Source organism: Geminocystis sp. GBBB08 (assembly GCF_016743215.1).
Taxonomy (GTDB): Bacteria; Cyanobacteriota; Cyanobacteriia; order Cyanobacteriales; family Cyanobacteriaceae; genus Geminocystis.
Genome location: NZ_VRZC01000040.1, coordinates 1 through 25,859, shown reverse-complemented (window position 1 = coordinate 25,859; position 25,859 = coordinate 1). Strand labels below are relative to the sequence as shown.

The following is a 25,859-nucleotide window of genomic DNA, read 5'->3' as shown; positions in this document are numbered from 1 at the left end:
CGTCAGATGTGTCTAAGAAACAGCTCTTAAACCCTTATTTTTAAAAGTTTTTGACATCGAACTGACGTTAGAATAAATTATTGCACTTCATTTTTATCAGAGATATAATATATATGTAATTTGTAGCAAAGTGATTAAACGGGTAATGTGATAGTAACAGTTGTTCCTTTGTCGATCTCACTTTTAAGATCAATATTTCCTCCATGTAAGTCAACACATTTTTTAACTACGACTAAGCCTAATCCGGTGCCAGTGAGATGTCTTACGTTTAAACCTCGATAAAAAGGCTCAAATATTTCTGTTTGATCTTCAGGAGAAATACCAAAACCCCAATCTTGAACTTGTATCTCAATTTTATCGGGATAAAATCTCAGATATAAATGAATTTCCTTTGCCGAAGGAGAATATTTAATAGCATTAGAAAGCAAATTAGCTAAAATAGAGCGCAATAACTTTTCATCTAAAGAAGAACTAATTTTTTTTCCTTTACAGAAAAATTTAAGTTGATATTCAGTGCCTGTGCTGAGTTTTATTTCTTCGATGAATTGACGGCAAAAGATTTCTAATGGTAAAGGTTGAGGATTAAATTCCAAATTACCTGTTTCAGCTCGATTAATGGTTAAAATATCATCTAAAAGTTGAACCATATTTTTAACGGAATTTTGAATGCGATGTAAATTTCTGAGTTGTTTTTGCGCATTGTCGGAGTTAATAGATGCGTTTTCTAAGACTTGGGCGGCCGCTAAAACTGTACTTAAAGGTGTTCTAAATTCGTGGGAAGCCATAGAAAAAAAGCGAGTTTTGACAATATTTAATTCTTTTTCTCTTTCTAAAGCAATGCGCACTTCTTCTAATCGTTTTCTCTCGGAAATATCCCGGGAGGTAATAACAATTTTAGTAGTAGGCACATTATCAATAAATTTTTGGGTAATCGCTTCTAAATTACGCCAGGTTCCATTCTGATGTTGACAGCGAAATTCAACAGGATTAACGACTTTTAAAGTATTTTGAATGGAATCCATAACATTTACTTTAATAATTTCTTGATCTTCGGGATGAATATAAGCAAAAAAGTTTTTTTCCACAAACTGAGGAATTGTATAGCCTAAAACTGTTTCTACTGAAGGACTTTGATAATAAATTTTACCATTAGTATCCACAATGGTGATCATATCTAAGGCATTTTCTACTACTAAGCGGAATCTTTCTTCACTTAAGCGCAATGCCTCTTCATTTTTTTTTCTTTCTGTAGTTTCTCGATGTACAGAAATCCAATGAGTAATATTTTCATGGTGTGAAGCTACAGGTACAATACTAAATTCTGACCAAAATTCACTGCCATCTTTACGATAGTTAATCACTTCTACGGTAATTGGTTGCCATTGGGATAAAGCTAAACGTATTTTATCTAATTCTGTACGACTGGTTTTTGCACCTTGAAGTAAGCGTGGAGTTTTTCCTCTTACTTCTTCGAGGGTATAACCTGTCATTTTAGTAAAGGCTTCATTGACATAGATAATTTCAGGTCCAGGTTGGTTAATAGTATCAGCTTTTGTGATAATGATTGAATCTTTTGTATTAATAACAACAGATTGGAGTAATCTAACTTGTTCTGCTTGTCTTTTTTGTTCGGTAATATCAGCAACAACGGCGACAATGCCGTTAATTTTTTGTTCAGTGTTAATCAGTGGTGCGGCGGAAAAAACAATGTCTATTATCGAACCATCTTTCTTTTTCTGCTTTATTTCAATACTAGATGGAGTAATATTTTTCAGGATATTATTTTTAATAATCTGATATTGCTTGAGATTATCCCCTGAAATTACAGGATTGACAAGATCGATTACTTCTTGGGCACTCCAACCAAAAATTTTTTCGGCGGCAGGATTCCAAATTTTTACTTTATCTTCTAAATCAAGGGTAAAAATAGCACGAGGTGAGGCGGAAATCAGAGATTCTAAGGTTTGATTCGTATGACGTAGAGCAATTTCTGTGCGTTGACGTTCGAGAATTTCTGCTTTTAATGATTCATTACTTAAGGCTAATTCTTCTGTTCTTTTTTTTACTCTTTCTTCTAATTCTCGATTTAGTTGTTGTAATTGATGATAAAGTTCCGCTTGTTTAATGGCGATCGCCACTTGAGTAGCCAATTGTTTGACTAATTCAACTTCTATGGTGTTCCAAATTCTGACATTATCACATTGATGAGCAATTAATAAACCCCAAAGATAGGGAGTAAAATCATGAGTAGTATCATTAAAAGATTGGGAATGAAGAGTTACATCTAAATTTTTATTCCGTATTTCTTGAATAATCGGTACAACTAATTTTGCCTTAACACCAAATTGTCGAATAAAATTAAATAAACATTGTCGGATGTGGCTTTTCTCGACATCATTAATAGCTAAAGTTTTACCTTCAATATATTCTTGATGATATTGCTGGGGAAAAACTTCTTCAGGAAAAGTCTGCCCCAAAATTTCAGGATATGGTAATTTGACACTTTCTGTAATAGCACTACCTGTACCATCATCCCAAATACGATAAATTAAAACCCGATCAACTTGTAAAAATTCTCTTGTTTCTTCAACAGTAGTTGCCAATATTTCGTCTAATTGAAAAGATTGATGAATTCGTTGTGCTATTTTATTGACTAATCCTTGAAGCAAAAAATAAGACTTGTTCATCAATAAATAATTGGTAATTGTTCAATTAGATGTTTATTCCGGATTAATTATTCATTATCTGAGCTAAAATGCATTTTAAAAAATTAGTTAAAAATAAAAGAAACTCTTAAGAATTGAGAATTGAGAATTGAGAATTGAGAATTGAGAATTGAGAATTGAGAATTGAGAATTGAGAATGAGGAAACTTGCCCATTGCCCATTGCCTGTTTGGCTTAACATCGTTCATCAAATCTAGTATAATGACTTCCATTTTCATACCAGTATTGTTTAATCGGATTATTTAAGTTATTAAAAACCGCTTTTGCTTGATAAAGAATAACTTTGCGATGATTTCCTCGCCATACTTTTTTTAAAGGATGAACACAAAGAAATTCTCCTCCTAAACTTATAACACATTCTTCAAATCTTTCAATAGTTGAATAGTCAAAAGTTTCAAAGATTAAAAGTTTTTCGGAAAAAATTAGATGACGACTCCTAATCCAAGTTTGCATTTTTTTTCTAGCGATGGGAGGCAACATTCGCATTACTAACATAAATATCTTGATCAAATATTTGGATTAATAAATTGGTAAATTTTATAATTCAATCTAAATATTTAGATCTTAATAATAAAAAGTACCAACATTTATTTAGTTATAAAAAAGAAAAAATTATAAGTTTTCTAAGAGAAATGATCACTATTTTTCAACAATAGAAATGATTTTGCCACCAATTTTATGTATATTCTGAATCTGTCGAGATAATTGTGAATAACCAACGGTATAAGTAGTATTATTTTGTTTAACAATAGGATTTGCACCGGATTGAGTTACTAAAATATCGAATTTTTTACCCGTATTGGTATAAGCCTTAGGGATTCGGGAAGATGTTACTTTTATTTTTTGAGGTAAATTAGTGGCAATAGTAGAAATTAATTGTGGTTTTTTACTATTATCACTACTTGCAAATCCACCTAATAAAGAAATAGTACGATTAAAAACAACATTTTTTATCCCTTTTTGGCTTTTTATACTACGAGCATAAGGAACTATATTTTCGCCAAAAGTGGAATTATATTCTTCACTATCAATATAAGAGTTGATTTCAGCTACATAACCTTGCTCATTATAAATTTTAACGTGTTCGGCAATTTCAGCTTGATCTAAAGGCGCTCGACCTAATAAATGTTTATAATTTAATTCGATAAAACGATAAGGTGAATTAGGATGAAAAAATAAAGATTGATACAATTCTGATTGAGCAATTATTCTGACAAATTCACGCACAGTAATATTACCGTTTCGGAGAAAAGACTCGGCACTATCTAAACGCTGACTTTCCATTAAGTGAACATTTCCGAGAACTTGCTTATAAACTGCACGAATAACTAATTGTAATTCATTTTCATTGTTTTCTGACCACAATTCCACAGGGCTATTAGTAATTGTTTCTGTTAAAGTTGCCATTTTTATTATTTATTTTTAATTAAGTTACTGAACACTTTGAATCACAATAGTAATTATAATTGTATTAGTAAATACATTGATTATGAATCAAACTTAACAGAAAATATATCAGATAGGCAGTAAAGAAAAGGGTAAGAAAAAAGTAAATAAATCGGAAAGATTATTAACAACTTAATTTTTATTACAAATTTTAACTTTTCGTTATGTTTTGCAACATTTTATCTGAAAAAGTGAATAATAAATAGTTAGTAGGGGCTTAATATATTAAGCAAGTACAATAACTGTGAAACAGGCATCTATCTTGCCATGTAACTTCTAATTCCTCATTCCTCATTCCTCATTCCTCATTCCTCATTAGTTATAGCTTTTTTGCCATGAGAATTCTTTTAGTTGAAGATGATTTTCCCCTCGCTGAAACTTTGGCAGAAGCTCTGACAGATCAACTATATACTGTTGATATTGCAGGAGATGGAGTTTTAGCATGGGATTATATCAAAGCTGTAGAATATGATTTATTAGTATTAGATGTCATGTTACCCCGTCTTGATGGTATCAATCTTTGTCAACAATTACGATCACAAAATTATCAAATGCCGATTTTGATGATTACAGCTCGTGATACTATCAGAGATAAACTAATTGGTTTAGATGCTGGTGCTGATGACTATATAATTAAACCTGTTGATTTAGGAGAGTTATTTGCAAGGATTAGGGCATTATTAAGAAGGGGAAGTCTTTCTTTACCGACAATTTTAACTTGGGATAAATTAGAATTAAATCCTAGTACTTACGAAGTGACTTACGCTCATAAACCGATAAAATTAACTCCTAAAGAGTATTGCATTTTAGAGTTACTCCTAAGAAATGGTCGGCGAGTGTTAAGCCGTCATGTGATGATTGATCATATTTGGTCATTAGAAGATCCTCCAGAAGAACACACTGTAAAAGTTCATATCCGTAGTTTACGACAAAAATTAAAAGCCCTTGGTGCGCCAGAAAACTTAATTGAAACAGTTCACGGTATGGGTTATCGTCTCCTTAAAATACAAGATAATGGATAATAGGCAAGAGTGCAAAATAAAAATTAAAATCTATTTTAGGTGAGAAATTATCAATTTTAATAACTATTGCCTGAAGAATTTAGAATTTAGAATGAAGATTAAAAAAAAACTTACCCTTAGGGCTATTCTCTACCCTCGCAACTTTTTTAGCACCGCCTAATTATTCTGATCTTGTTGAGTTACCTCTAATAGTTTATGATTTCTGTGAGAAAAATAGATCCTCATTGTCCTTAAAATAATTAGAGATAAAAATAGTAAAGTTAATGCTAAATCCCATAAACCAACACTACAAGCTAAACCAATAGCAGAAGAAACCCAAATTTCTGTCGCTCCCGTGACATTTCTAGCATTGTTTCCTGCTTTAAGAATCAACCCACCACCAATAAAACCAACACCTTGTATAATACCTGTCATCACTCTAGCTATCTCCGTAGCATCAACATGATTAACGATTAAAACAAAAGCACAGGAAGCCATAGAAACTAAGGCATTGGTTTTCACTCCCCCTGGTTTATGCCTTAATTCTCTTTCTAAACCTAAAATTGCTCCTAATATAGTGGCAATTAATAACTTAAATAACATTAATTGTAATAATTTTTTATTGATTTATTTACTATTTTTGAGAAAAACTTTATATTCTTTCCAGATATAGCAGATAACGAGTTGATTAGGACGTTTTGAGATTCCTCTGGTTATCTCGGAATGACAACTATAGATTTTGAGAATGTCTTAACTAACCCGTTTATTGCTATATTATGATTATTTTTTTAGATTTTAAGAAATATCATATTTATCTTTTTTTTTCAATTTTAATAGTCAATAATAAAAGAGAAAGAAAAGTTAAACCCATAATTCCGGCGATGGGATTTTTATCTATTCCCGTAATCCATGGAGGTACTGTTTCTGTATAAGTGATCATTTCTCCTACATTAACAACATAATAGCCCCAAACTAAACCACTATGAATACCGATATTAATACCTAATAAATTTTGATGCGATCGCTTGGCGGAGATTAAAGTATATCCTAATAATAATAAAGCAGGAAAAGTGACCATAGTTCTAATAACTTCAGCAAGAGGTTTGATGAAATGAGCAACGGCAAAAAGAAAAGAATTTAATCCAGCAGAAATACCTAAAGAAAAGTCTGTTTCTAATTCTGATAACAACCATCCTCGAAAGAATAATTCTTCAGCAAATCCTATACCGATAGCACTAATAAAACCTTCTAAAATTAATTGGGGAAAAGCAATCGTTGAAGGGTGAAAATTTAACCAACCAAATAATGCTTCTACATAAAATAAAACCCAATTGGAAATAAAACCAATGAGTAAACCTTTAATTAAATATTGCCAGTTTTTTTTACTATTAACCAAACCATAATAAGAGAAAATCTTGTTATTATTGTTAACATATTTCCCCCAAAATTTAACTAAAAATAAGAAAATGACAAATAAAATTGCCATAGTAATAATAGTAGTTAAATTCGGATCTTTGTCCCCTAAAAAATAGTAAATAGGAATAGCAAAAGGTAGCCAAAAAAGAAGTAAGGTTAAGATAAAAAACCCCAACCTTGCTAAAAAAGGATAATTTTTAATATGTTCAAAAAACAAAATCTGATCAATAATAAGGAATGAGAAATGAGGAATTAATAATTATCTAGTCTTCTAGTCTTCTAGTCTTCCTCTTTTGTTAGTCTGCCGGTTCAATAGTACTGGTTAAACCTTTGCTTTTAAGACTTTCGCAATAAAATTCAGCGTGTTCTAAAGCACAAGTAGTGACTAATCCAATACCATTAGTATGAGTTTCCATCATAACACTAACTGCTTGAGGCTCATTCATGCTCACAGTTTCCATTAATACTTGTACTACATATTCCATAGTGTTAAAAGGATCGTTATGTAATAATACTCTATAACCTGAATCGTGTTTACGTTTAGTATCAGATTTACTGGCGGGTTTATCAATAACTTGAGTTGACATATAAATTAATTACCTCCTATATAAATTTGCGAAAAATTGTCTTCTTTAAATGATTATAACTTAACTGAAATATTTATTTGATAAGACTTTTACTTTAATAAGCTAAAACATTGATAAATAAGCAAAGATGTTATTTTCTAAAACCATATTCAAGCACAAAAAAATCAGGCTTAAAATCTGCAAGAGGTTGTCTTAATTTCTCTAATTCAATTTCGTTACCGTGAATTTCGAGACGGATTAAATCTGAGATAGTTAAAGCCTGTTTTAATAAACTTTCCACATTAGCTAAGTGATTTAAAATCCCTTGTGCATCTTCATAACCTTCTCGACAATGAACGATATTTTCTTTAAAACTAAAACCATAGTAAAGACATTTACTTTCTTGACGAGTTTTTTCGATAAATTTAGGGCATAATTCTTTAAATTCATCTATTTTGCCTTCATAAACTTGAAAATAAGGAACTAAAGTACAACAATTATCTTGAGTATTCATATTTTCTTCAAATTTAACCATCTTTATTTCATTATTTCATATAGTGTATAACTTATAAAGGGTGAAAACCTAAGACAATCTCCAGTGTAGAAATATCTTTAGCAGATATTAATTGATAATTATTATAAATTACTCATTAATGGGGGTAAAAGGTTCTTTTTCAGTCGAATTTTTACCATTTTTATCACGACTAGAAGGATTACGAGGTTTTTTGTCTGAGTTTAAGAAGTTATCCTCAAAACTTTTAATCACAATATAAAGGTTAGGCACAAATAATAAACTGAGAATAGTAGAAATAATCATCCCACCAAATACAGATGTACCCAATGACCAACGACTAACACTTCCAGCACCACTGGCAACCAATAAAGGTAAAAAACCGAATAAGGTGGAGATAGTTGTCATCAAAATTGGACGAAAACGCTCAGTAGAGGCATAAATTGCGGCTTGAGTTATATTCATCCCTAAAGTGCGCGCTTGGTTGGCAAATTCCACAATCAGAATGGCGTTTTTACTTGACATCCCAATCAGCATTACTAAACCCACTTGTACATAAATATTATTATCAAGAAGAGGCCAAATACTGTCTGCACCTTGAACTTGAACTCTTAACCAAATGCCTCCTAATGCCCCTAAAATTGATAAGGGTACAGTTAACATAATGATAGTCGGATCAATATAGCTTTCATACTGAGAGGCTAATACTAAAAATACCATCACAAAACCTAACCCGAATACGATGGGTGCTGCTCCTCCAGCGGTTTTTTCTTCGGCGGCAGTGTTTGTCCATTCAAAGCCAAATCCTGGTTGTAAAGTAGAGGATACCACTTCTTCCATTAGTGAAATTAGTTGTCCTGAACTATATCCTTGAGCAGGGGATATGTTAATCTTGATGGCAGGATAAACGTTATAGTTAGTGACGATAGGAGGATAAGTGGTTTCTTCTAGGGTTAATATATCACTCATTTGCACCATTGCACCGTTACGACTACGCACATAAATTTTACCAATATCATCGGGATTTGATCGAAAATCTCCATCCGCTTGAGCAAATACCCGATATAAACGCCCATCTAAAACAAACTGATTAACAAAATTTCCCCCAAGATAGGTTTGTAGATTCGCTAAAACTACGTTTATATCAACATTCATGGCTTTGACTTTTTCTCGATTAATTTTTGCTTCTAGGATAGGAGAGTTAAAGGTAAAGGTAGTAAATGCACCAGCAACTTCAGGACGTTTATTTGCCGCCGCCATAACTCTTTGAGTATTATCAATTAAAGCATCCATTCCTGATAACTGACGATCTTGAATATAAAGTTCTAAACCACTAAAATTACTTAAACCGTCCACCGGAGGGGCATTAACGGCAAAAACTCTGGCGTTATCGATTTTTTTTCTCAAAATAGGATTTAATCGGCGAATTATCCCAAATACAGAATGTTTTGCTCCTTCTCTTTCAGCCCAAGTTTTTAATTTAATAAAGAATAAACCTTGATTACTGTTAATACCATCGAAGGAAAATCCCGTTAATGCCATAGCATGATCAACTTCTTCAAATTCCATAATTTCTGCCATGATTTTACTGTTAATATCTTGGGTATAGTTGAGAGATACACCTGGTTGTGCAGTGGCAATAACAAAGAAATATCCTTGATCTTCTTCAGGAATAAAGCCCTGCGGTACAGTTTGATACATCCATCCTGTCAAAATTAAACCACTGATGAAAATAATCATAATCAGGGTTTTAAGTTTGGTTAAAAAAGTAATTACATTGCGGTATCCTTCTTTAAAAGCATCAAATAAACGGTTAAATAGTTCAAAAAATAATCCTAAAGGGCCTTTTGTTTTTTCTGGTGCTTTAAGTAATATCCCTGACATGGTAGGAGAGAAGGTTAAAGCGTTAAAGGTAGAGAAGACAACGGCGGCGGCGATGGTTAAGGCGAATTGTTTATAGACGATGCCGGTTGTGCCGGGGAAGAAAGATACGGGAATAAATACTGCCATTAATACCACAGAAGTAGCGATAACTGCTCCAAATAATTCATCCATAGAGTCAAAAGCGGCTTGAAGGGGGCGCATTCTTTGGGCTAATTTATTGGATACAGATTCTACAATTACTATACCATCGTCCACTACTAAACCTGTGGCTAATACACAAGCGAATAAGGTTAATTGATTCAGGGTAAAACCTAACGCTTTCAGAGCAATCATTGAACCGACTAAAGCAACAGGAATAGCTACAGAAGGAATAATGGTGGTACGCCAGTCTTGTAAAAATACGAAAATAACTAATACTACCAGTGCTATCGCCTGTAATAAAGTTACAACTAAGTCTTTTAGTGCAGCATCAATGAATAGAGTGTTATCTAAAACAATTACATCTTTATATCCGGGGGGGAAGGATTTTCTTAATTCTTCCATTTTTGCCTTAATGGCGTTTGCCGTATCAAGGGCGTTACTGCCAGGTAATTGATAAATAATTAAAGCAACGGCGGGAGTATCTCCATCAAGGGTAATTAAAGTAATATAATTTTCAACTCCTAATTCTGCTCTACCAATATCACCAATTTTAATTAAAGTTCCATCATCTCCCACTTTCACCACAATATTTTCAGCTTCTTCTGGAGTGACAAAACGTCCTTGTACTTTCAAGGGAATTTCAAATTGTTGTCCTTCGGGATTCGGTAATCTACCAACACCACCAGTACCAATATCAAAGTTTTGCTCTTGAATCACAGCCACCACATCCGTAGCCGTTAAACCTCTGGCGGCTAATTTGTTAGGATCGAGCCAAATTCGCATAGCATAGGTAGATGAGCCAAGGGCGTTTAAATTTCTTACCCCTTCAATTCTGTTTAATTCATTCCACAGATAGCGATCGAGGTAGTTAAATAAGAAAACAGTATCATATAAGTATTTACCATCTTCTCCTTTTTCCGAGTAAAAAGCGTAAGCAAGGGTAACGCTAGGAGATGCTTGTTGGGTTGTAATCCCTGATTGGTTAACGATAGGTGGTAAACTAGACTGGGCTTGTGCAACTCGATTCTGCACTAAGACTTGTGCCGTATTACTATCAATTTCTACAGGAAAACTAACGTTAATTGTACTTTGTCCTGTATTGGCGGTATTGGAACTAATCCAGCGAATATCAGCTGTACCATTTATTTCTCTTTCTAAAACGCTAGTAACATTATCAACAGTGGTTTTAGCATCTGCACCCACATAGTTAGCCGTAACGGATACCTGCTTGGGAGCAATTTGTGGTAATTTGTCTAATGGTAACAGTGCCATACAGATTACCCCGATCAGGATAATAACGATCGAGCAAACCGTTGTTAATACTGGGCGTTTAATAAATTCTGAAGAAAGAGACATGGATTATAGTCTATATAATGATAACTGAACTTAATAATACTAATAAAAAAGGAAATATTAACTAAATTTTTGTAACAACCATGCACCTACTTGACTGTGATTAGAAACTCTAGTTTTTTGTAGTGCTTCTTCTAGGATGGAAAGATCAAGATTTAACAATACCTGAGATTGGTTAATTTTTTTACTGCCACCATCACTAATGGCAAAAGCAATAATATTCTGACTTTGCACATCTACAATCCAATATTCCTGAGAGCCAAAATTTTCGTAAAGTAAACGTTTCATACCTAAATCATCTCCTAAAGAGTTGTTAGCTATTTCAATCACAAGATTAGGAGGCGGGTAAATATCTAAATCGACTATACCAGTGCCATAGGGGACAGCGTCAACATTGTCACCAATATAATAAGATAAATCTGGTTGTGCGGATCTATAACCTGTTTTACGATAGGTACAATTATCTTTACAGTTAAAATCAATGGCTTTAAGAGTGCCATAAAGATTTATAGCGTAATTAATTATAGAGTGATCACTAGCATGATCGTTTCCTAATGGTGACATATCAATTTTAATTTTTCCTTGATAATAATAAATTTTAGCTTTGTCATAATCGGGATTATTTTCGGCGGTTTGGTATTCATCCCAAGGGGCATTTACCCATGTGTCATAATCTATTTTAGAGAGAAGTTGAGTCATGATTAGTAGTTAGGAATTCAAATTAATACCTACAAGAATTAATATTTAAAATTATAGTAATAGTTAGGCTTTGATGAAAAATAATGAGTTTTGATAATGTTTGTAAATTTTTAGCGGAACAATATCCTCAAGTTTTTGTAAAATGGTTACTTGACAGTGAGGAAACATCAATTCGGGTATTAAAAACCGAGTTAAATGTTAATCCTATACACGCAGATTCTGTGTTATTTTTAAGGGTAGGAAAGCGGATTTTACATCTGGAATTTCAAACCGAACCAAAATCTAAGCCTCCTTTACCGTTAAGAATGTTAGACTATTATATAAGACTAAAAAGAAAATATAACTATCCCATTACACAAGTCATTATTTTTTTACAAAAAAGCAATTCAGAGTTTGTTTTTAAAGAACAATATCAGGATGAAAATACTATTCACAAATATAGAATTATTCGTTTATGGGAAGAAGAAGCAACGTCTTTTTTGTCTGAACCTATTTTATATCCGTTTGCTGTGTTAGGAAAAACTGAATCTCCTCAACAAATATTAGAAGAAGTCGCCACAAAAATTAACGACATCGAGGAAAAAGGACTACAATCAGATTTAATGACTAGCATCAGTATTTTAGCTGGATTAAAATTAGACAAAAACTTTATTCAATCATTATTAAAGGAGGAAGTTATGCGCAGTTCAGTTATTTACCAAGAAATAAAAAAACAAGGTAAAATTGAGGGTAAAATTGAGGGTAAAATTGAGGGTAAAATTGAGGGTAAAATTGAGGGTAAAATCGAAGAGGCCTTAAACTTAATTTTCAAAATTATTAATCAACACTTAGGAAAAATAGAAAAGGATTTAGCCGACAAAATTCAGACTTTATCTTTAGAAAAAATGGAAGAATTAACTGTTGCTCTTTTTGATTTTGATTGTTTAGAAGATTTAGAATTATGGTTAGAATATAATAGTTAAAAATATTGATAATAAATTATTATTCTCGCAATTTAATTCTTATGAAACCATTGGCAAAATTAATTGGGCAACCTCTTGCGGTAGAATTGTTAGAACGGGCGATCGCCAAGAATCGCATTGCCCCAGCTTACTTATTTGTAGGTGCAGATGGTATTGGGAAAGCCTTTGCTGCGAAGTGTTTTACGGAAATGTTGATGATTGATGAGACAGAAAATTACGTTTCCGCTTGTAAAAAAATATATGCGGGAAATCATCCTGATTTTTTATGGGTTGAACCAACTTATAACGATAAAGGAACGCTCTTAACAGCGAAAGAAACAACAGAAAAAGGCTTGAAAAGGAAAAATGCTCCTAAAATTAGAATCGAACAAATTAGGGAAATTAGTCAATTTTTAGCACGTCCTCCTTTAAAGTGCGATCAATCTGTAGTAGTAATTGAATCAGCAGAATTAATGGCCGAATCTGCCGGAAATGCGTTATTAAAAACTTTAGAAGAACCAGGACAAGCTACGATTATTTTAATAGCACCAAGTATAGATTCTATACTATCAACATTAGTATCTCGATGTCAAATTATCCCCTTTTCACGCCTTAGTGAAGAGCATTTAAAATTAGTGTTATATCGTCAGGATGCAGCTCAAGTTTTAGATTATCAGCAATTAATTAAAATGTCTCAAGGATGCCCTGGAAAAGCGATCGCCGACTGGCAAAAGTTAAGAGAAATTCCTTCAGAATTGTTGTCAAAGTTAACTAAATTGCCTGAAAATGTAATTGATGGTTTAATGTTAGCCAAAGAAATTACTAAAGAAATTGAGCTAGAAAGTCAAATTTGGTTAGCAGATTATTTACAATATTTATATTGGGATAAACACCGTAAAACTAAATTAATTGAAGGTTTAGAAAAAGTCAAAAAAACCTTAATTCGTTATGTGCAACCTCGTCTAGTTTGGGATTGTTTTTTCTTAGATATAATCACAAATGATTCTGAAGATTTACAAGAAAGATACCTGTTTTATTAAAAGTGATAAAATATCAATCACCAATCACTATTTACCGTCAATTGCCAAAAACCTTTTTTTATTTATAGAATAGAAGATAAAGTTTTGTAACAACCCCCCCTTAAACAAAAGCGTGAATTTTCTGAAAACCTTTCAGAGTATAGAAAAAAGTAAGTTAATTAACTTGTTAATTCTGTTTTTATGTGCCTTATTTTTTTGGACAAGTATAACCTGTTTATTGCCTACCTTACCGGCTTATATTCAAGATATTGGTGCAACAGCCAAACAAGTCGGTTACGTCATGGGATGTTTTGCCATTGGTTTATTATTATCCCGTGTGTGGTTGGGAAAATTAGCCGATGATGGATTGACACAGCTAATTAAAGATATAAAGCTAAATTCAACTATAACTAACTTTTTAATTCGTATTTTACGCAAATTTATCGGTAAATTAGCTGATTATCCTAGCCGAAAAGTAGTAATTATTATTGGCACATTAGTAGCTACTTTTGCCCCTATCGGCTATTTAATCTTAAACTCTATTCCCCAATTAATGGCGATTCGTGCTTTTCACGGTATCAGTATCGCCGCTTTTACCACCGGTTATAGTGCTTTAGTCGTAGATTTATCACCTCCAAGACAAAGAGGAGAATTAATCGGTTATATGAGTTTAGCTGTGCCCATTGGTATGGCTGTAGGACCGGCTGTCGGTGGTTTCTTACAAGAATATACTAGCTATCAAGTCTTATTTGCTGTCTCAGCCAGTTGCGGTATTTTAGCTTCCATTTTAGCTATACAAATCCGAGAATTAAAATCTTCCCCAAAACATCAAAAATCTGGTAATGTTATTTCTCCGGCAGATAAATCAAATGATCGTACTTTCAAACAGATAATTTTCAATCCTTCTTTCCTTGTACCCAGTCTGATTTTATTATTAATCGGTTGTTTATTCGGTACATTGGTAACATTTTTACCGCTTTATTTACGCAATATTGGGCTTACTTTAAATATTGGTTTATTTTACACTGCGGCGGCGATCGCCTCTTTCCTCGTTAGGTTTATTTCTGGACAAGCATCTGATAAATATGGTAGAGGTATATTTATTAGTATCAGTATTATTTGTTATATTTTGTCCATGATTTTACTGACATTTGTACAGAGTAATAATATTTTATTATTATCAGCCATATTAGAAGGTACTGGAGCGGGAATGTTAGTGCCAATTATTCTCGCTTTAATTTCTGATAGATGTAGTGCCACCGAGAGAGGAAAAGTCTTTGCTATTTGTGTCAGTGGTTTTGATGTCGGAGTAGCATTAGGTGGACCGGTTTTAGGTAGTTTATTATTAGACTTAGGCTATCGTTTGCTTTTTGGAGTGACAGCAATTATGGCAATAATAGCGCTGATAATTTTCCTCTGTTTTTCTAACAAAGATTTAACTAATTCTTGGCGTTTTGCCTTTGGAGATGCACCTGACTTATATAAAATAATTGACAATTAATAAATACTTAAAACTTATCCTTTCAATTTTGGAAAGGTAAATAATTTTTAAGATTAGAGTCTCTTGCCTCGGTATGCAAAGACCTAAAGTTTTATTATTAGTAAGCCAAGACACATTTAACTTACATTTTTTCCTAACTCGTAACAAGGGGTTTAAACCTCTTGCCTTGACTCAAACATTTACCTGTTTCCTCTTCCTTATCCTAAAGTATCAATTTAGATGCTTTCCTAGCTTAATTAATGAATAATTCTCAAGAAAAAACCCCCTTACTAACCAAATTACAAGAATTAGCCCTTAAACAAGATGCTCCCTTTTACACTCCTGGGCATAAAAAAGGTAAAGGTATCAGTCAATCCTTAAAGAAATTAATGGGGGAAAAAGTTTTTTGTGCTGACTTACCAGAATTGCCGGAATTAGATAACTTATTCGCACCCGAAGGGGTTATCAAAGAAGCTCAAACTTTAGCGGCGGCAGCTTTTGGGGCAAAACAAACATGGTTTTTAGTTAATGGCTCAACTTCTGGTATTATTGCCTCTATCTTAGCTACCTGTGGAGAAGGAGATAAGATTATTTTGCCTAGAAATGTCCATCAATCGACAATTTTCGGCTTAATTTTAGCTGGTGCTATTCCTATCTTTATCAATCCTCAATATAACTCAGATTTTGACCTTTGTTATACTCTTTCCCCTTCTCAAATCGCCCATGCTTTAGAAACTCACTCTCATATTAAAGCCGTGATGGTAGTTTCTCCGACATATCACGGTATTTGTGCAAATTTGACAGAAATAGCCTATCTTACAAATCATTTTAGCATTCCGTTACTCATTGATGAAGCCCATGGGGGGCATTTTTCTTTTCATCCTCAGTTACCAATCTCAGCATTACAAGCTGGCGCAGATATTGCCATACAATCAACCCATAAAACTTTAGGGGCAATGACTCAGGCTTCCATGCTTCATCTTCAAGGTAATTTAGTTAACCCCCATCGCATCAATCAGGCTTTACAATTGGTGCAATCTTCCAGTCCTAATTATTTACTTTTAGCGTCTTTAGATGGTGCTAGGCAACAAATGGCTATACAAGGAAAAAAATTATTAACTAATACTTTAAATTTAGCTATAACTGCCAAAAAATATATCTCACAGTTAAACTATTTACCCTTATTAGAGTTAGTTAAACCTCTGGATACTTTTGCTGATTTAGATATAACAAGGTTAACCATTAATGTCAGTAAACTAGGGATAACAGGTTATGAAGCTGATGAAATTTTACATCAACAATTTGGTGTAACTTGCGAATTACCTTCTCTTAAAAATCTCACTTTTATTATTTCTATTGGTAATAAATTTCAAGATATTGAAAAATTAATAAAAAGTTTACAAGCTTTGAAAAAATATCAAAAACAATCCCAAGATAACAATAATTTTACCCTGTCTTCTTTGCCTAATTCTTCCTTAAAAATAACTCCCCGTGAAGCATTTTGGGCAGAAAAAAAAGTCGTTTCTAAAGATTTAGCTATTAATCATATTAGTGGAGAAAATATTTGTCCTTATCCTCCCGGTATTCCTTTAATTATGGCAGGAGAAATTATCACTAAAGAAGCCTTAGAATATGCACAAAAAGTTATTAATTCAGGAGGAATAATTACTGGTGTTAGTGATGAGAGTTTAGATACATTAACTATTAATTAGAAATAATTACAAATTAGAAATCATCAATTATAAATTACAGCTAAAATGCCTATTGTACAACTATCAATTATTCACTATTCATTATTATTGATTGATGATAAATAATGAACTTGAGTGGGATAAGCAAACTCTAATTGATGTTCAGAAAAAGCATTTTTAATGGCTAAATTGACTTCATTTCTTGCTAAACGATAAACTCTCATATCATTATTATCAACATAATAAACTACCTCAAAATTGAGACTAAAATCACCAAATCCATAAAAATAAGCTATATCAAATGTTATATTATTAATATTTTTTATCGCTTCTTGAATAATGTCAGGAATTTGACCTAATTTTTGTTCATCAGTTTCATAAGTAACGCCAATTTTTAAAATAACTTGCCTTTTTTCCATGCGTTTAAAGTTACGCAATCTTGAACTTGTTAAATCAGTATTTGCTAAGATTATTTGTTCTCCTGTTATAGCTTTTATTCTCGTAGTTTTAATGCCAATATGCTCTACATGACCCATAAAATCCCCTACCGCTATTAAATCAGAAATTTCAAACGGGCGATCAAAAAGTATGGCAAAATAACTAAATAAATCTTGTAAAATACCTTGAGAAGCTAAAGCCAAAGCCACACCACCAATACCTAAACCAGCAATAATAGCGGCAATATCAAAACCTAAATTACTCAAAATAGAAATAAGTGCTAAAGTCCAAATAAATATTCTAATAGCTGGGCATAAAGCCTTAATATTTCTTTCAATAATTGAGTTAGAATTGTGATATTTGTCACCATAATAATAAACTATAGTTTTTGATAAATCAATTAAAAATTGAGCAATACAAATAGTTGTAACAATAACAACAATAGTTTTGACAGTTGTAAAAATAGTTGAGTTTAACTCAATTTCTTTTAAGGTGATATAAAATAAACTAAAATAAGTAATAGATATAAAATGTTTATCAAAAATTTCTATAATTTGACGAGTTAAGATATTTTCAGTTTTTCTAATGATTTTGTTAATCTGTTTAAAAACTATATTTTTCGTAATTTTTAAGAAAAAATATCCTAAAACTAAAATACAAATAGCGATAATTAAATCTTTAATAAAACTTTGTAAATTCTCTGATAAATTAAAAATATTCTCAATCATTATTTCCCGTCAACACAATTTTTAGTAACAATTTAAGTTAATATCTTAGCAATAATTGAATTTTTATGCAGTAAACTATGAGGTTATTAAATATTTACAGTAAACTACAACAGATAAAATTATCACATTTAATCATCGTTTTTTCTCTAACGTTATTTTTATTTTCTTGTGGTTTAAATCCTTCTCAAGGAAATCAATCAAGGCTTGTTCAAGCTATTTTAAGTGATCCGAAAACATTTAATGCAGTTTTATCCCAAGAATCTCCTAATATTTTCGGTTTAACCTATGAAGGATTAGTTATAGAAAATCCGATTACGGGAAAATTTGAACCATCATTAGCTCAATCTTGGGCTATTTCTGAAGATAAATTAAGCATTATTTTTACTCTCAAAAATGATTTAAAATGGTCAGATGGTCAACCTTTAACTGTTGATGATGTTATTTTTACTTATAATCAATTATATCTTAATGACGAAATTCCCAATAATGCTAGAGATAGTTTAAGAATTGGACAAAGTAAGGCTTTTCCCATCGTTGAAAAGGTTGATAATTTACGAGTTAAATTTACAATTCCTGAACCTTTTGCTCCATTTTTAGAAAGTACTAGTTTATCGATTTTACCTAAACATATTTTAGAGGAAAAAGTGACGAAAAAAGGATCTGATGGTAAACCTCTTTTTCTCTCTTTTTGGGGTGTAGATACTCCTCCGGATAAATTAATTGTTAATGGTGCATATAAACTCAAAAGTTATGCTACTTCCCAAAGGTTAATTTTTACAAAAAATCCTTATTATTGGCAAAAAGATCAAGACAATAATCAGCTACCCTATATTGAAGAAGTTGTTTGGGAAATTGTCGAATCTACTGATACTTCTATTGTTCAATTTCGCTCTGGAAGTTTAGATTCTATAGGAATTTCTCCTGAATATTTTTCCTTATTGAAAAGAGAAGAAAATCGAGGCAACTTTACTATTTTTAATGGTGGTGCGGCTTATGGTACAACTTTTCTGAGTTTTAATCTTAATCAAGGTTCAAGAGATGGTAAATCTCTTGTTGATCCTATCAAATCTCAATGGTTTAATAATGTTAATTTTCGTAAAGCAATCGCCTATGGTATTAATCAAGAAAGAATGATTAATAATATTTATCGGGGTTTAGGAGAAGCACAAAATTCGCCAATTTCTGTTCAATCACCTTTTTATGATCCTACTATTATTGGTTATAATTATGATCCACAATTAGCAAAAAAATTACTATCACAAGAAGGCTTTAAATATAATGAAGAAGGAATATTATTAGATGCAAAAAATAATCAAGTAAGATTTACTTTATTAACCAATGCGGGAAATAGAATTAGAGAATCTTTAGGCTCACAAATTAAACAAGATTTAAGTCAAATTGGTATCACTGTTGACTTTACCCCTATCGCTTTTAGTGTATTAGTAGATAAATTGACTAATTCTTTAGATTGGGAAGCTCATATTATTGGTTTTGGAGGAGGAAATGAGCCTAATGGTAACTCTAATTTATGGTTTCCTGATGGAAATTTACACCTTTTCAATCAAAAACCCCAACCCGGAAGACCACCAATTCAAGGTAGAATTATAGCTGATTGGGAGGCTAAAATTGGAAATTTATACATTGAAGGTGCAAAAGAGTTAGATTTAGAAAAAAGGAAGAAAATTTATAATGAGACTCAACAATTAGCTAGGGAATATTTACCTTTAATTTACTTAGTAAATCCTTACTCTTTATCTGCCGTCAGAAATCGTATTCGAGGAATAGAATATTCGGCTTTAGGGGGTGCATTTTGGAATTTAGAAAAACTCAAAATTAAAGAGAATTAAGCTGGGAAAGCATCTAAGTTGACTGATGAGAGTAGAAAAGGGAAAAGGTAAATGTTTGAGTCAAGGCAAGGGATTTAAACCTCTTATTAGGAGTTACCAAAAAACGCTAAATTAAATGCGTCGAGTGCTTAATCAAAAAAACCCTAACTTATTATGACTATCAAAAAATTACCCGATAATGTCATCAAATTGATTGCAGCCGGAGAAGTAATTGACTCTTTTACTGCGGTAGTAAGAGAGTTAGTTGAAAACAGTTTAGATGCTAAAGCCAGTCGCATCGTCATTTCTCTTTATCCTGACTCTTGGAGTTTACGGGTTGCTGATAATGGGGAAGGTATGACAGAAAATGATTTATTGATGGCAATTCAACCTCATACCACCAGCAAAATTACTTCTACCGATGACTTGACTAAGATTCAGACTCTTGGTTTTCGGGGAGAAGCCTTACATAGTATCGCTCAATTAGCTAACTTAAATATTACCAGTCGTGTGAAAGATAGTTGCGGTTGGCAAATTATTACTACTAATACACAAGTTATTAAATCTTATCCGAAAGCGATCGCCGTTGGTACAATGATTAATGTCAGTGATTTATTTGGCAATATTCCTTTAAGAAGACAAGTAAATCCTTGTTTTAAAAAACAACTTAAATCTATTCAAAATTTAATTGCTGAATTAGCTTTATGTCATCCTCTTTTAACATGGCAATTATTAGTTGATGATCGTTTAATTTTAGCTATTAGTGGTAACAATTCAGTAAAAAAAATCTTCCCTCAATTATTGAAAACTGTTAAATATTCTGACTTAGAAGAAAGGCAAGTTAAGATTAAGACTCCTAATCAAAATCATCTTTCTACTTTAAATTTAGTGGTAGGAATGCCTGATAGAATTTCTCGCCCTCGTAATGATTGGGTTAAAATTGGTGTTAACGGTAGAGTCATTAAATGTCAAGAATTAGAATCGGCTATTTATTCTAGTTTTCATCGTACTTTAGAAAGAGATCGTTATCCTCTAATTTTTTTACATTTACAAACTTCTCCTCGACAAATTGACTGGAATCGTCACCCCGCTAAAGCTGAAATTTATTTAGATAATATCGAATTTTGGCAAGAAAATATTAAAGAAAATATTGAGAAAATTTTTAGGTTAACTGATAATAACTTATCGACTAAGTTTGAGAATAAAAGAGTTGAAAATATCTTTAAAGTCTCAGAAAATAAAGCCGTTTATAATCTTGAATTACCTCAAAAAATTGAACAGAATCAAAATTATTTCGGTTTAATTAATTTACAAGTTATCGCTCAAGCCAGAAATACTTATATTATAGCGGAACATTCTGAGGGAATTTGGTTAATTGAACAACATATTGCCCATGAAAGAATATTATATGAACAATTAAAAAATCAATGGGAAATAGTAACTATCGAAACTCCTCTTATTTTAAGTAAATTATTACCTAAACAACTAGACAATTTAGCTACTTTGAGTTTAGAAATAGACTGTTTTGGTGAAGATTTATGGGCTATTAGAAGTATTCCTAAAATGTTATTACATCGAGAAGATTGTTTAGAGGCTTTAATCGAATTAAGTTGGGGAGGTGACTTAGACACCGCACAAGTGGCGATCGCCTGTCGTAGTGCAATTCGTAATGGCAAAAAATTGACAATTTCTCAGATGGAAAATATTGTCAATGAATGGAAAATGACAAAAAATCCCCATACTTGTCCCCATGGAAGACCAATTTATTTATCATTAGAAGAATCATCATTATATCGATTTTTTCGTCGTCATTGGGTATTAGGAAAAAGTCATGGAATCCAAGAAATAAGTAATAGCTAGACTTACTTAACTTTTACCCTAGAATATTGTTAAAACTTGACTTCAAATAAAGGACAATATCCATCAGTGGGTACTTTAAAACCGTCTAAAGGAGAGTTATGATTATTGCAGGATTGATCTTGATAATAAACACAATTACCACAAGATTCAGGATTTAATTGGCGACGAAGTAAACTATTTTGTTGTAATAATTCCCGTTGAGATAATCCCCTTAAAATTAATTCTTCCCCTTGCCAACGGGCTTCCACTAATCCCGTATCGGCGAAGTTTTGCCAACGAGGATCTTTGTTGATTTGTTCTGGTAAAGTAATAGTAATATACGCTCCTGTTTCGTTTAATTCACCTTCATAGTTAGTTTGAGGAATAACTTTCGGTTGCATAAATTTTGCCCCAATGGGTAATTCAACCATCATCCCAACCGAAGGAGAATGTAATTGATAACGATTCTGTAATTCTTCTAAACTAGTTAAGTCGGCTAAATAATTTGGTGAACCATGAACAAATACGATATGTTGTGGACGTAAATTATGAATGAGTTGAGTTGTATTTTTTCCGTCACTGTGTTCTGCTAACAGATAATCTTCAATAATAATGGTTTGTGGATCAATCTTTGCCGTAAATTGTTTAAATATTGGGCTATGATTTATTTTTGATTGCTCAGGTATTAAGACTAGCCATTTTTCCTTACTTTTGCCACAATAGCTTTCTAAATGACTTAAATTATCCGTTAAAACGATACTTGGGGTAATAATTAATTCATCACGAGATATTTCCTTATCCACTCGTCGCATTCTCGGTTTGATTTTATCATCCCAAAATAATGGCTGATGTTTAGCAAAATTCTGCACATTAGCAGGAAAATAATCCATTAACTCTAAATATAAGTCACAAGCTCTCGGTAAATCTCCATCTACCCAAATATCTAAATTTGCCCCTGTAAATTGATGATGCGATCGCAATAATTTTAATAATTCTTGACCTAAACCAAAAGTAGGTACTGGTAGAATAACATTAACATTAGCGATTAAAGCAGATTTAATTCTTTCCATCAATTGTTTTTCTTGTTGACGGCGATGAGGATGTCTAGCAGTACCATAACTACCTTCAATTATTAAGACATCAGGATTTAAACCTCGTAAACTATCAAGAGATAACCCTTCCACTAGCTGTAAATTAGATAAACAAAAATCCCCTGTATAGAAAATTTTATAAACTCGATCATGATGATAATATTGAAATAAAAAAGAAGCAGCCCCAGGTAAATGCCCTGATGGAAATAACTCCACCGTTAAATCTGATTGTAGCTTAAATGGTACTCTTTCAGTAAGATTTATTGATCGCCAAGGCAAAACTTGAGCAAAAGAGAACGAAGAGTAGTTTATTTGATCTAACCAATTAAGAGGAAGTAACTTAGCAGTAACATCACTGGTATAAATAGGTAAATCAGGGAATCTTTGGTGTAAAGACAGTAAACCACGAGCGTGATCTTGATGAGCGTGACTACAGAAAACCCAATCTGCCGGGGGGAGATTATTTACACATAAAGAATCTATTTCTGCTAAACCACAGTCAAGTAAAATACGATAATTACCAATATTAAGTATAATTGCTACCCCCTCAGTATGATTTCCCACACCAAAGGGATAACAAGAAAGAGGAATTTGCGGAGGGGAAAATATTTCTTGCCGCTTAATCATAAATGATAAACTTTAATGTGCTGAACCATTCCCATCATAATCATCGGAATCATAGAAACCGTTTCTAGTACCAAAAAATAAAGCGGAAACAATGAATAAACTGGTTAAAATAACCATTAATATTTTAACGTCCATAGGGAATTTCTCCAAATTAATAATAATTATTAAGTTCTAAGTAGAACTTTAGCAAATTTATCAGGAATAAGCACTCATGCAAAATTAACTGTCTTTTTTATTTCTCGCAAAGACGCAAAGAAGTCTATTCTTCCGTATTCTCCCAATTCTATTACGCTAAACCCCAACGGAAAATGCCAAAATAATAATGCCTTTTTTTCAAAATTTTCAAAAACTTTAAACCCAAAACCATTTCTTTTTATCACTTTTAATCTATAAATATTTCTTAACAATTAACTTGATCGAACTAATTTTAGGTTAGTTTGGTAGAATGATATTTAAGCTAAAAAGTATATGCCTGTAAATCTTGCTTCTCGTGCCAGTGCGATCGCCACAGATTCCCAAGGCAAAACCCATGTAGTATGGGCGGAAGGTTCGTTTCTTTGGTATGCACAATATGATAATAATTCGGAGACGTGGAAAAACGCCCAAGCCATTACTAGGTTAGAGAATCAAGACATCAGTAATATTAGTTTTTTGTACGATGATAACTTAATTCAAGAAGGCACAACCGATAACAGTCAACCCGGTTTTGTGGTGACATGGCAACAAGGAAGCGAAAATGACAGCGATTTTTACTATACCGCAGGAAAATATGACGAAAACCAAAACCAAGAATTGCAATGGTTAGCCAATCCCCAAGCTATCACCACAGATCAAGTAGCAGATTTAGAACCCACCGCTATAGTTTATAATGGTGAAGTGTTATTGGTAGGCTCAAAGGTTAATATACAAAATGCCAACAATCAACAAATAAGAGAAGATAACGATCTCTACTATCAAAAATTTACCGTCAATGATAGTCTTTTTACCACTACAACAACCACTCCTCCCAACGCTTCCTATTCTCCTCAAATTAGTCAAAATGGAGTTATCGGCGGTTTAATTCCCTCAGATACCCCAACTAATACGGTTAATACATTATCTTCAAATACAAAGTTAGGAATTGCCAGTAAATTAACATCAACCACAGATGAAACTCCACCACCTATTAGCACAGGAGCAAATTTTACTTGGGGAGGAGGCATTACATTTAGTACCAGTTTGTTAGATGTAATCAAAGCGAAAGAAACTGTACCTGCCGGGATTGTCCAAAAAATAATTAGCCCTTTTTTAAATGGTGTTGATATAACGGGAATGATGACTGGAGGGCAGAGTGCTTCCGACATCAGAGGTGCTAGTGGAGATAATCTTAACCCTTATTTAGATGTAAATGCTACAACTTCATTCAGTGGAAAATTAGTCAAAAAGGTTGCCGTCTTAGTCGCTGCACCAGAAGTGGAGGGAGAAGAATTAGCCGAGCAAAAAGCCCAACAAGAGACAGATAAAGCAACAGACGATAAAAACAAAGAAAATAGTGGAAGTCAATCAGGTTTTAATGTATCTTTAGCCTTAGACTCAAAATGGACATTTGATCCAGACACGTTACTTTTAGATCAAATTAAAGATACTGCTACCTTAAGTTTCGGTTTAACTTTTGGGCTGGATAACAAATTATATGAATTTCAGGTATATGCTAATCTAGGTGCATCTTTTATTGTTCAAGCCGAACCTTTGCCTAATGGAGACTATGATCCGACTATTAAGGCTATTTTAGCAACATTTGGTTCAGAAATAGGTGCATCCATATTATTAGGTTCGATCATTGGTGCGGGGATTTCTCTAGGGGGAGGAGACTCCAAATCCGCTCAGGTGGGGGCAATTGTGGCAGCAGTTGCAAGTTCTGTTTTTTCCACTATTGCTGATGCTATTGCCATAAGTAATGATTCCGAAGGACTTTATTATCAAACGGCGATCGCATTTCCCGTTATCACCGCCGGAGGAAAATTTCGACTAGGTTTAAAATTTCTTAATTTGAGTGGGCAATTAGGTATAGGTGCTGGAATGATTTGGGGTTTAGAAAACACTCCCAACGTTCAGTATTTACAATTTCCCATCAGTGCAGGAGTCAATTTAGGGCCAATATATTTAGGTATTAGTTTAACCCCTGGATGGCAATGGGAAGCATTCAATAATGATTCTTCTGATAATACCACCTCTGATGTTGCAAGTTCCTTAGCTAATTCTACCAGCGAATCTAATAATGCAGTGGTAGAAGGCTCATTATTAACCATTAATTTGGGAGAAAACCTTAACACTGGTAAAATCACTGATATAATTAATTTCACTGTTAATAATACTGATAGATTAGGCATTATCTACAATATTCCTGTTTTTCAAGACCCCCTTGACTGCAAAACAATAACATTAAATCGTTTTCAAG

At 32.7% G+C, this 25,859-nt stretch carries 21 protein-coding genes; 8 read left to right on the top strand and 13 right to left on the bottom strand.

The features are described from left to right. Nucleotides 1-134: 134 nt before the first annotated feature. The 3 genes from FWJ34_RS07410 to FWJ34_RS07400 form a co-directional block, all read right to left on the bottom strand. Nucleotides 135-2,687: a PAS domain S-box protein gene (locus FWJ34_RS07410; RefSeq protein ID WP_308254690.1), complete on the bottom strand. Its 2,553-nt coding sequence runs from the start codon at nucleotides 2,685-2,687 to the stop codon at nucleotides 135-137. A gap of 212 nt (nucleotides 2,688-2,899) precedes the next feature. Beyond that, nucleotides 2,900-3,220: a CpeR family transcriptional regulator gene (locus tag FWJ34_RS07405; RefSeq protein ID WP_308254689.1), complete on the bottom strand. Its 321-nt coding sequence runs from the start codon at nucleotides 3,218-3,220 to the stop codon at nucleotides 2,900-2,902. A 144-nt stretch (nucleotides 3,221-3,364) separates the two neighbouring features. After that, nucleotides 3,365-4,132 (bottom strand): phycobilisome rod-core linker polypeptide, encoded by a 768-nt coding sequence (locus tag FWJ34_RS07400; RefSeq protein WP_308254688.1) that lies wholly within the window; start codon nucleotides 4,130-4,132, stop codon nucleotides 3,365-3,367. Nucleotides 4,133-4,506: 374 nt separating this feature from the next. Here FWJ34_RS07400 and FWJ34_RS07395 point away from each other — a divergent pair, with 374 nt between their 5' ends. Next, entirely contained in the window at nucleotides 4,507-5,193 is a 687-nt protein-coding gene (locus tag FWJ34_RS07395) for a response regulator transcription factor (protein WP_308254687.1), read from the top strand. 156 nt (nucleotides 5,194-5,349) lie between these two features. Here FWJ34_RS07395 and FWJ34_RS07390 read toward each other — a convergent pair whose 3' ends face one another. The 6 genes from FWJ34_RS07390 to FWJ34_RS07365 all read right to left on the bottom strand — a co-directional run bounded on the left by FWJ34_RS07390 (nucleotide 5,350) and on the right by FWJ34_RS07365 (nucleotide 11,742). Continuing rightward, nucleotides 5,350-5,775, bottom strand: a complete 426-nt coding sequence (locus FWJ34_RS07390; RefSeq protein ID WP_308254686.1) for an MgtC/SapB family protein — start codon at nucleotides 5,773-5,775, stop codon at nucleotides 5,350-5,352. A 208-nt stretch (nucleotides 5,776-5,983) separates the two neighbouring features. Beyond that, complete coding sequence (locus FWJ34_RS07385) at nucleotides 5,984-6,805, bottom strand: type II CAAX endopeptidase family protein (RefSeq protein ID WP_308254685.1); 822 nt, start codon at nucleotides 6,803-6,805, stop codon at nucleotides 5,984-5,986. Nucleotides 6,806-6,884: 79 nt separating this feature from the next. Then, the gene (gene clpS / locus FWJ34_RS07380; RefSeq protein ID WP_308254684.1) at nucleotides 6,885-7,175 is read right to left on the bottom strand and encodes an ATP-dependent Clp protease adapter ClpS; all 291 of its coding nucleotides are present in this window, start codon (nucleotides 7,173-7,175) and stop codon (nucleotides 6,885-6,887) included. Between the two features lie 130 nt (nucleotides 7,176-7,305). Then, complete coding sequence (locus tag FWJ34_RS07375) at nucleotides 7,306-7,689, bottom strand: hypothetical protein (RefSeq protein ID WP_308254683.1); 384 nt, start codon at nucleotides 7,687-7,689, stop codon at nucleotides 7,306-7,308. 108 nt (nucleotides 7,690-7,797) lie between these two features. After that, a complete protein-coding gene (locus FWJ34_RS07370; protein WP_308254682.1) occupies nucleotides 7,798-11,046 on the bottom strand; it encodes an efflux RND transporter permease subunit in 3,249 nt (1,082 codons plus the stop codon). A gap of 57 nt (nucleotides 11,047-11,103) precedes the next feature. Continuing rightward, nucleotides 11,104-11,742 (bottom strand): Uma2 family endonuclease, encoded by a 639-nt coding sequence (locus FWJ34_RS07365; protein ID WP_308254681.1) that lies wholly within the window; start codon nucleotides 11,740-11,742, stop codon nucleotides 11,104-11,106. 83 nt (nucleotides 11,743-11,825) lie between these two features. Between FWJ34_RS07365 and FWJ34_RS07360 the strand changes: the two genes are divergently transcribed. The 4 genes from FWJ34_RS07360 to FWJ34_RS07345 all read left to right on the top strand — a co-directional run bounded on the left by FWJ34_RS07360 (nucleotide 11,826) and on the right by FWJ34_RS07345 (nucleotide 16,894). Then, on the top strand, nucleotides 11,826-12,704 hold the full coding sequence (locus FWJ34_RS07360) for an Rpn family recombination-promoting nuclease/putative transposase (RefSeq protein ID WP_308254680.1): 879 nt from the start codon (nucleotides 11,826-11,828) through the stop codon (nucleotides 12,702-12,704). Nucleotides 12,705-12,745: 41 nt separating this feature from the next. Next, nucleotides 12,746-13,723: a DNA polymerase III subunit delta' gene (locus FWJ34_RS07355; RefSeq protein ID WP_308254679.1), complete on the top strand. Its 978-nt coding sequence runs from the start codon at nucleotides 12,746-12,748 to the stop codon at nucleotides 13,721-13,723. A gap of 112 nt (nucleotides 13,724-13,835) precedes the next feature. Beyond that, on the top strand, nucleotides 13,836-15,203 hold the full coding sequence (locus tag FWJ34_RS07350; RefSeq protein WP_396231758.1) for an MFS transporter: 1,368 nt from the start codon (nucleotides 13,836-13,838) through the stop codon (nucleotides 15,201-15,203). Nucleotides 15,204-15,442: 239 nt separating this feature from the next. Then, nucleotides 15,443-16,894 (top strand): aminotransferase class I/II-fold pyridoxal phosphate-dependent enzyme, encoded by a 1,452-nt coding sequence (locus FWJ34_RS07345; RefSeq protein ID WP_308254677.1) that lies wholly within the window; start codon nucleotides 15,443-15,445, stop codon nucleotides 16,892-16,894. Between the two features lie 74 nt (nucleotides 16,895-16,968). Here the strand turns inward: FWJ34_RS07345 and FWJ34_RS07340 are convergent, their stop codons facing one another. After that, complete coding sequence (locus FWJ34_RS07340; RefSeq protein ID WP_308254676.1) at nucleotides 16,969-18,039, bottom strand: mechanosensitive ion channel family protein; 1,071 nt, start codon at nucleotides 18,037-18,039, stop codon at nucleotides 16,969-16,971. A 77-nt stretch (nucleotides 18,040-18,116) separates the two neighbouring features. On the opposite strand from FWJ34_RS07340, the gene FWJ34_RS07335 reads away from it, so the two are divergent. Together FWJ34_RS07335 and mutL are read left to right on the top strand one after the other, a co-directional pair. Next, nucleotides 18,117-19,886, top strand: a complete 1,770-nt coding sequence (locus FWJ34_RS07335) for an ABC transporter substrate-binding protein (RefSeq protein WP_308254675.1) — start codon at nucleotides 18,117-18,119, stop codon at nucleotides 19,884-19,886. Between the two features lie 153 nt (nucleotides 19,887-20,039). After that, entirely contained in the window at nucleotides 20,040-21,725 is a 1,686-nt protein-coding gene (mutL, locus tag FWJ34_RS07330; RefSeq protein WP_308254674.1) for a DNA mismatch repair endonuclease MutL, read from the top strand. A 29-nt stretch (nucleotides 21,726-21,754) separates the two neighbouring features. Here the strand turns inward: mutL and FWJ34_RS07325 are convergent, their stop codons facing one another. The 3 genes from FWJ34_RS07325 to FWJ34_RS07315 all read right to left on the bottom strand — a co-directional run bounded on the left by FWJ34_RS07325 (nucleotide 21,755) and on the right by FWJ34_RS07315 (nucleotide 23,802). Next, entirely contained in the window at nucleotides 21,755-23,422 is a 1,668-nt protein-coding gene (locus FWJ34_RS07325; RefSeq protein ID WP_308254673.1) for an MBL fold metallo-hydrolase, read from the bottom strand. Nucleotides 23,423-23,434: 12 nt separating this feature from the next. Further along, on the bottom strand, nucleotides 23,435-23,557 hold the full coding sequence (locus FWJ34_RS07320; RefSeq protein WP_308254672.1) for a hypothetical protein: 123 nt from the start codon (nucleotides 23,555-23,557) through the stop codon (nucleotides 23,435-23,437). A 74-nt stretch (nucleotides 23,558-23,631) separates the two neighbouring features. Further along, complete coding sequence (locus FWJ34_RS07315) at nucleotides 23,632-23,802, bottom strand: hypothetical protein (RefSeq protein WP_308254671.1); 171 nt, start codon at nucleotides 23,800-23,802, stop codon at nucleotides 23,632-23,634. 88 nt (nucleotides 23,803-23,890) lie between these two features. Between FWJ34_RS07315 and FWJ34_RS07310 the strand changes: the two genes are divergently transcribed. Beyond that, a partial coding sequence (locus FWJ34_RS07310; RefSeq protein WP_308254670.1) for a hypothetical protein occupies nucleotides 23,891-25,859 on the top strand: 1,969 nt, incomplete at its 3' end.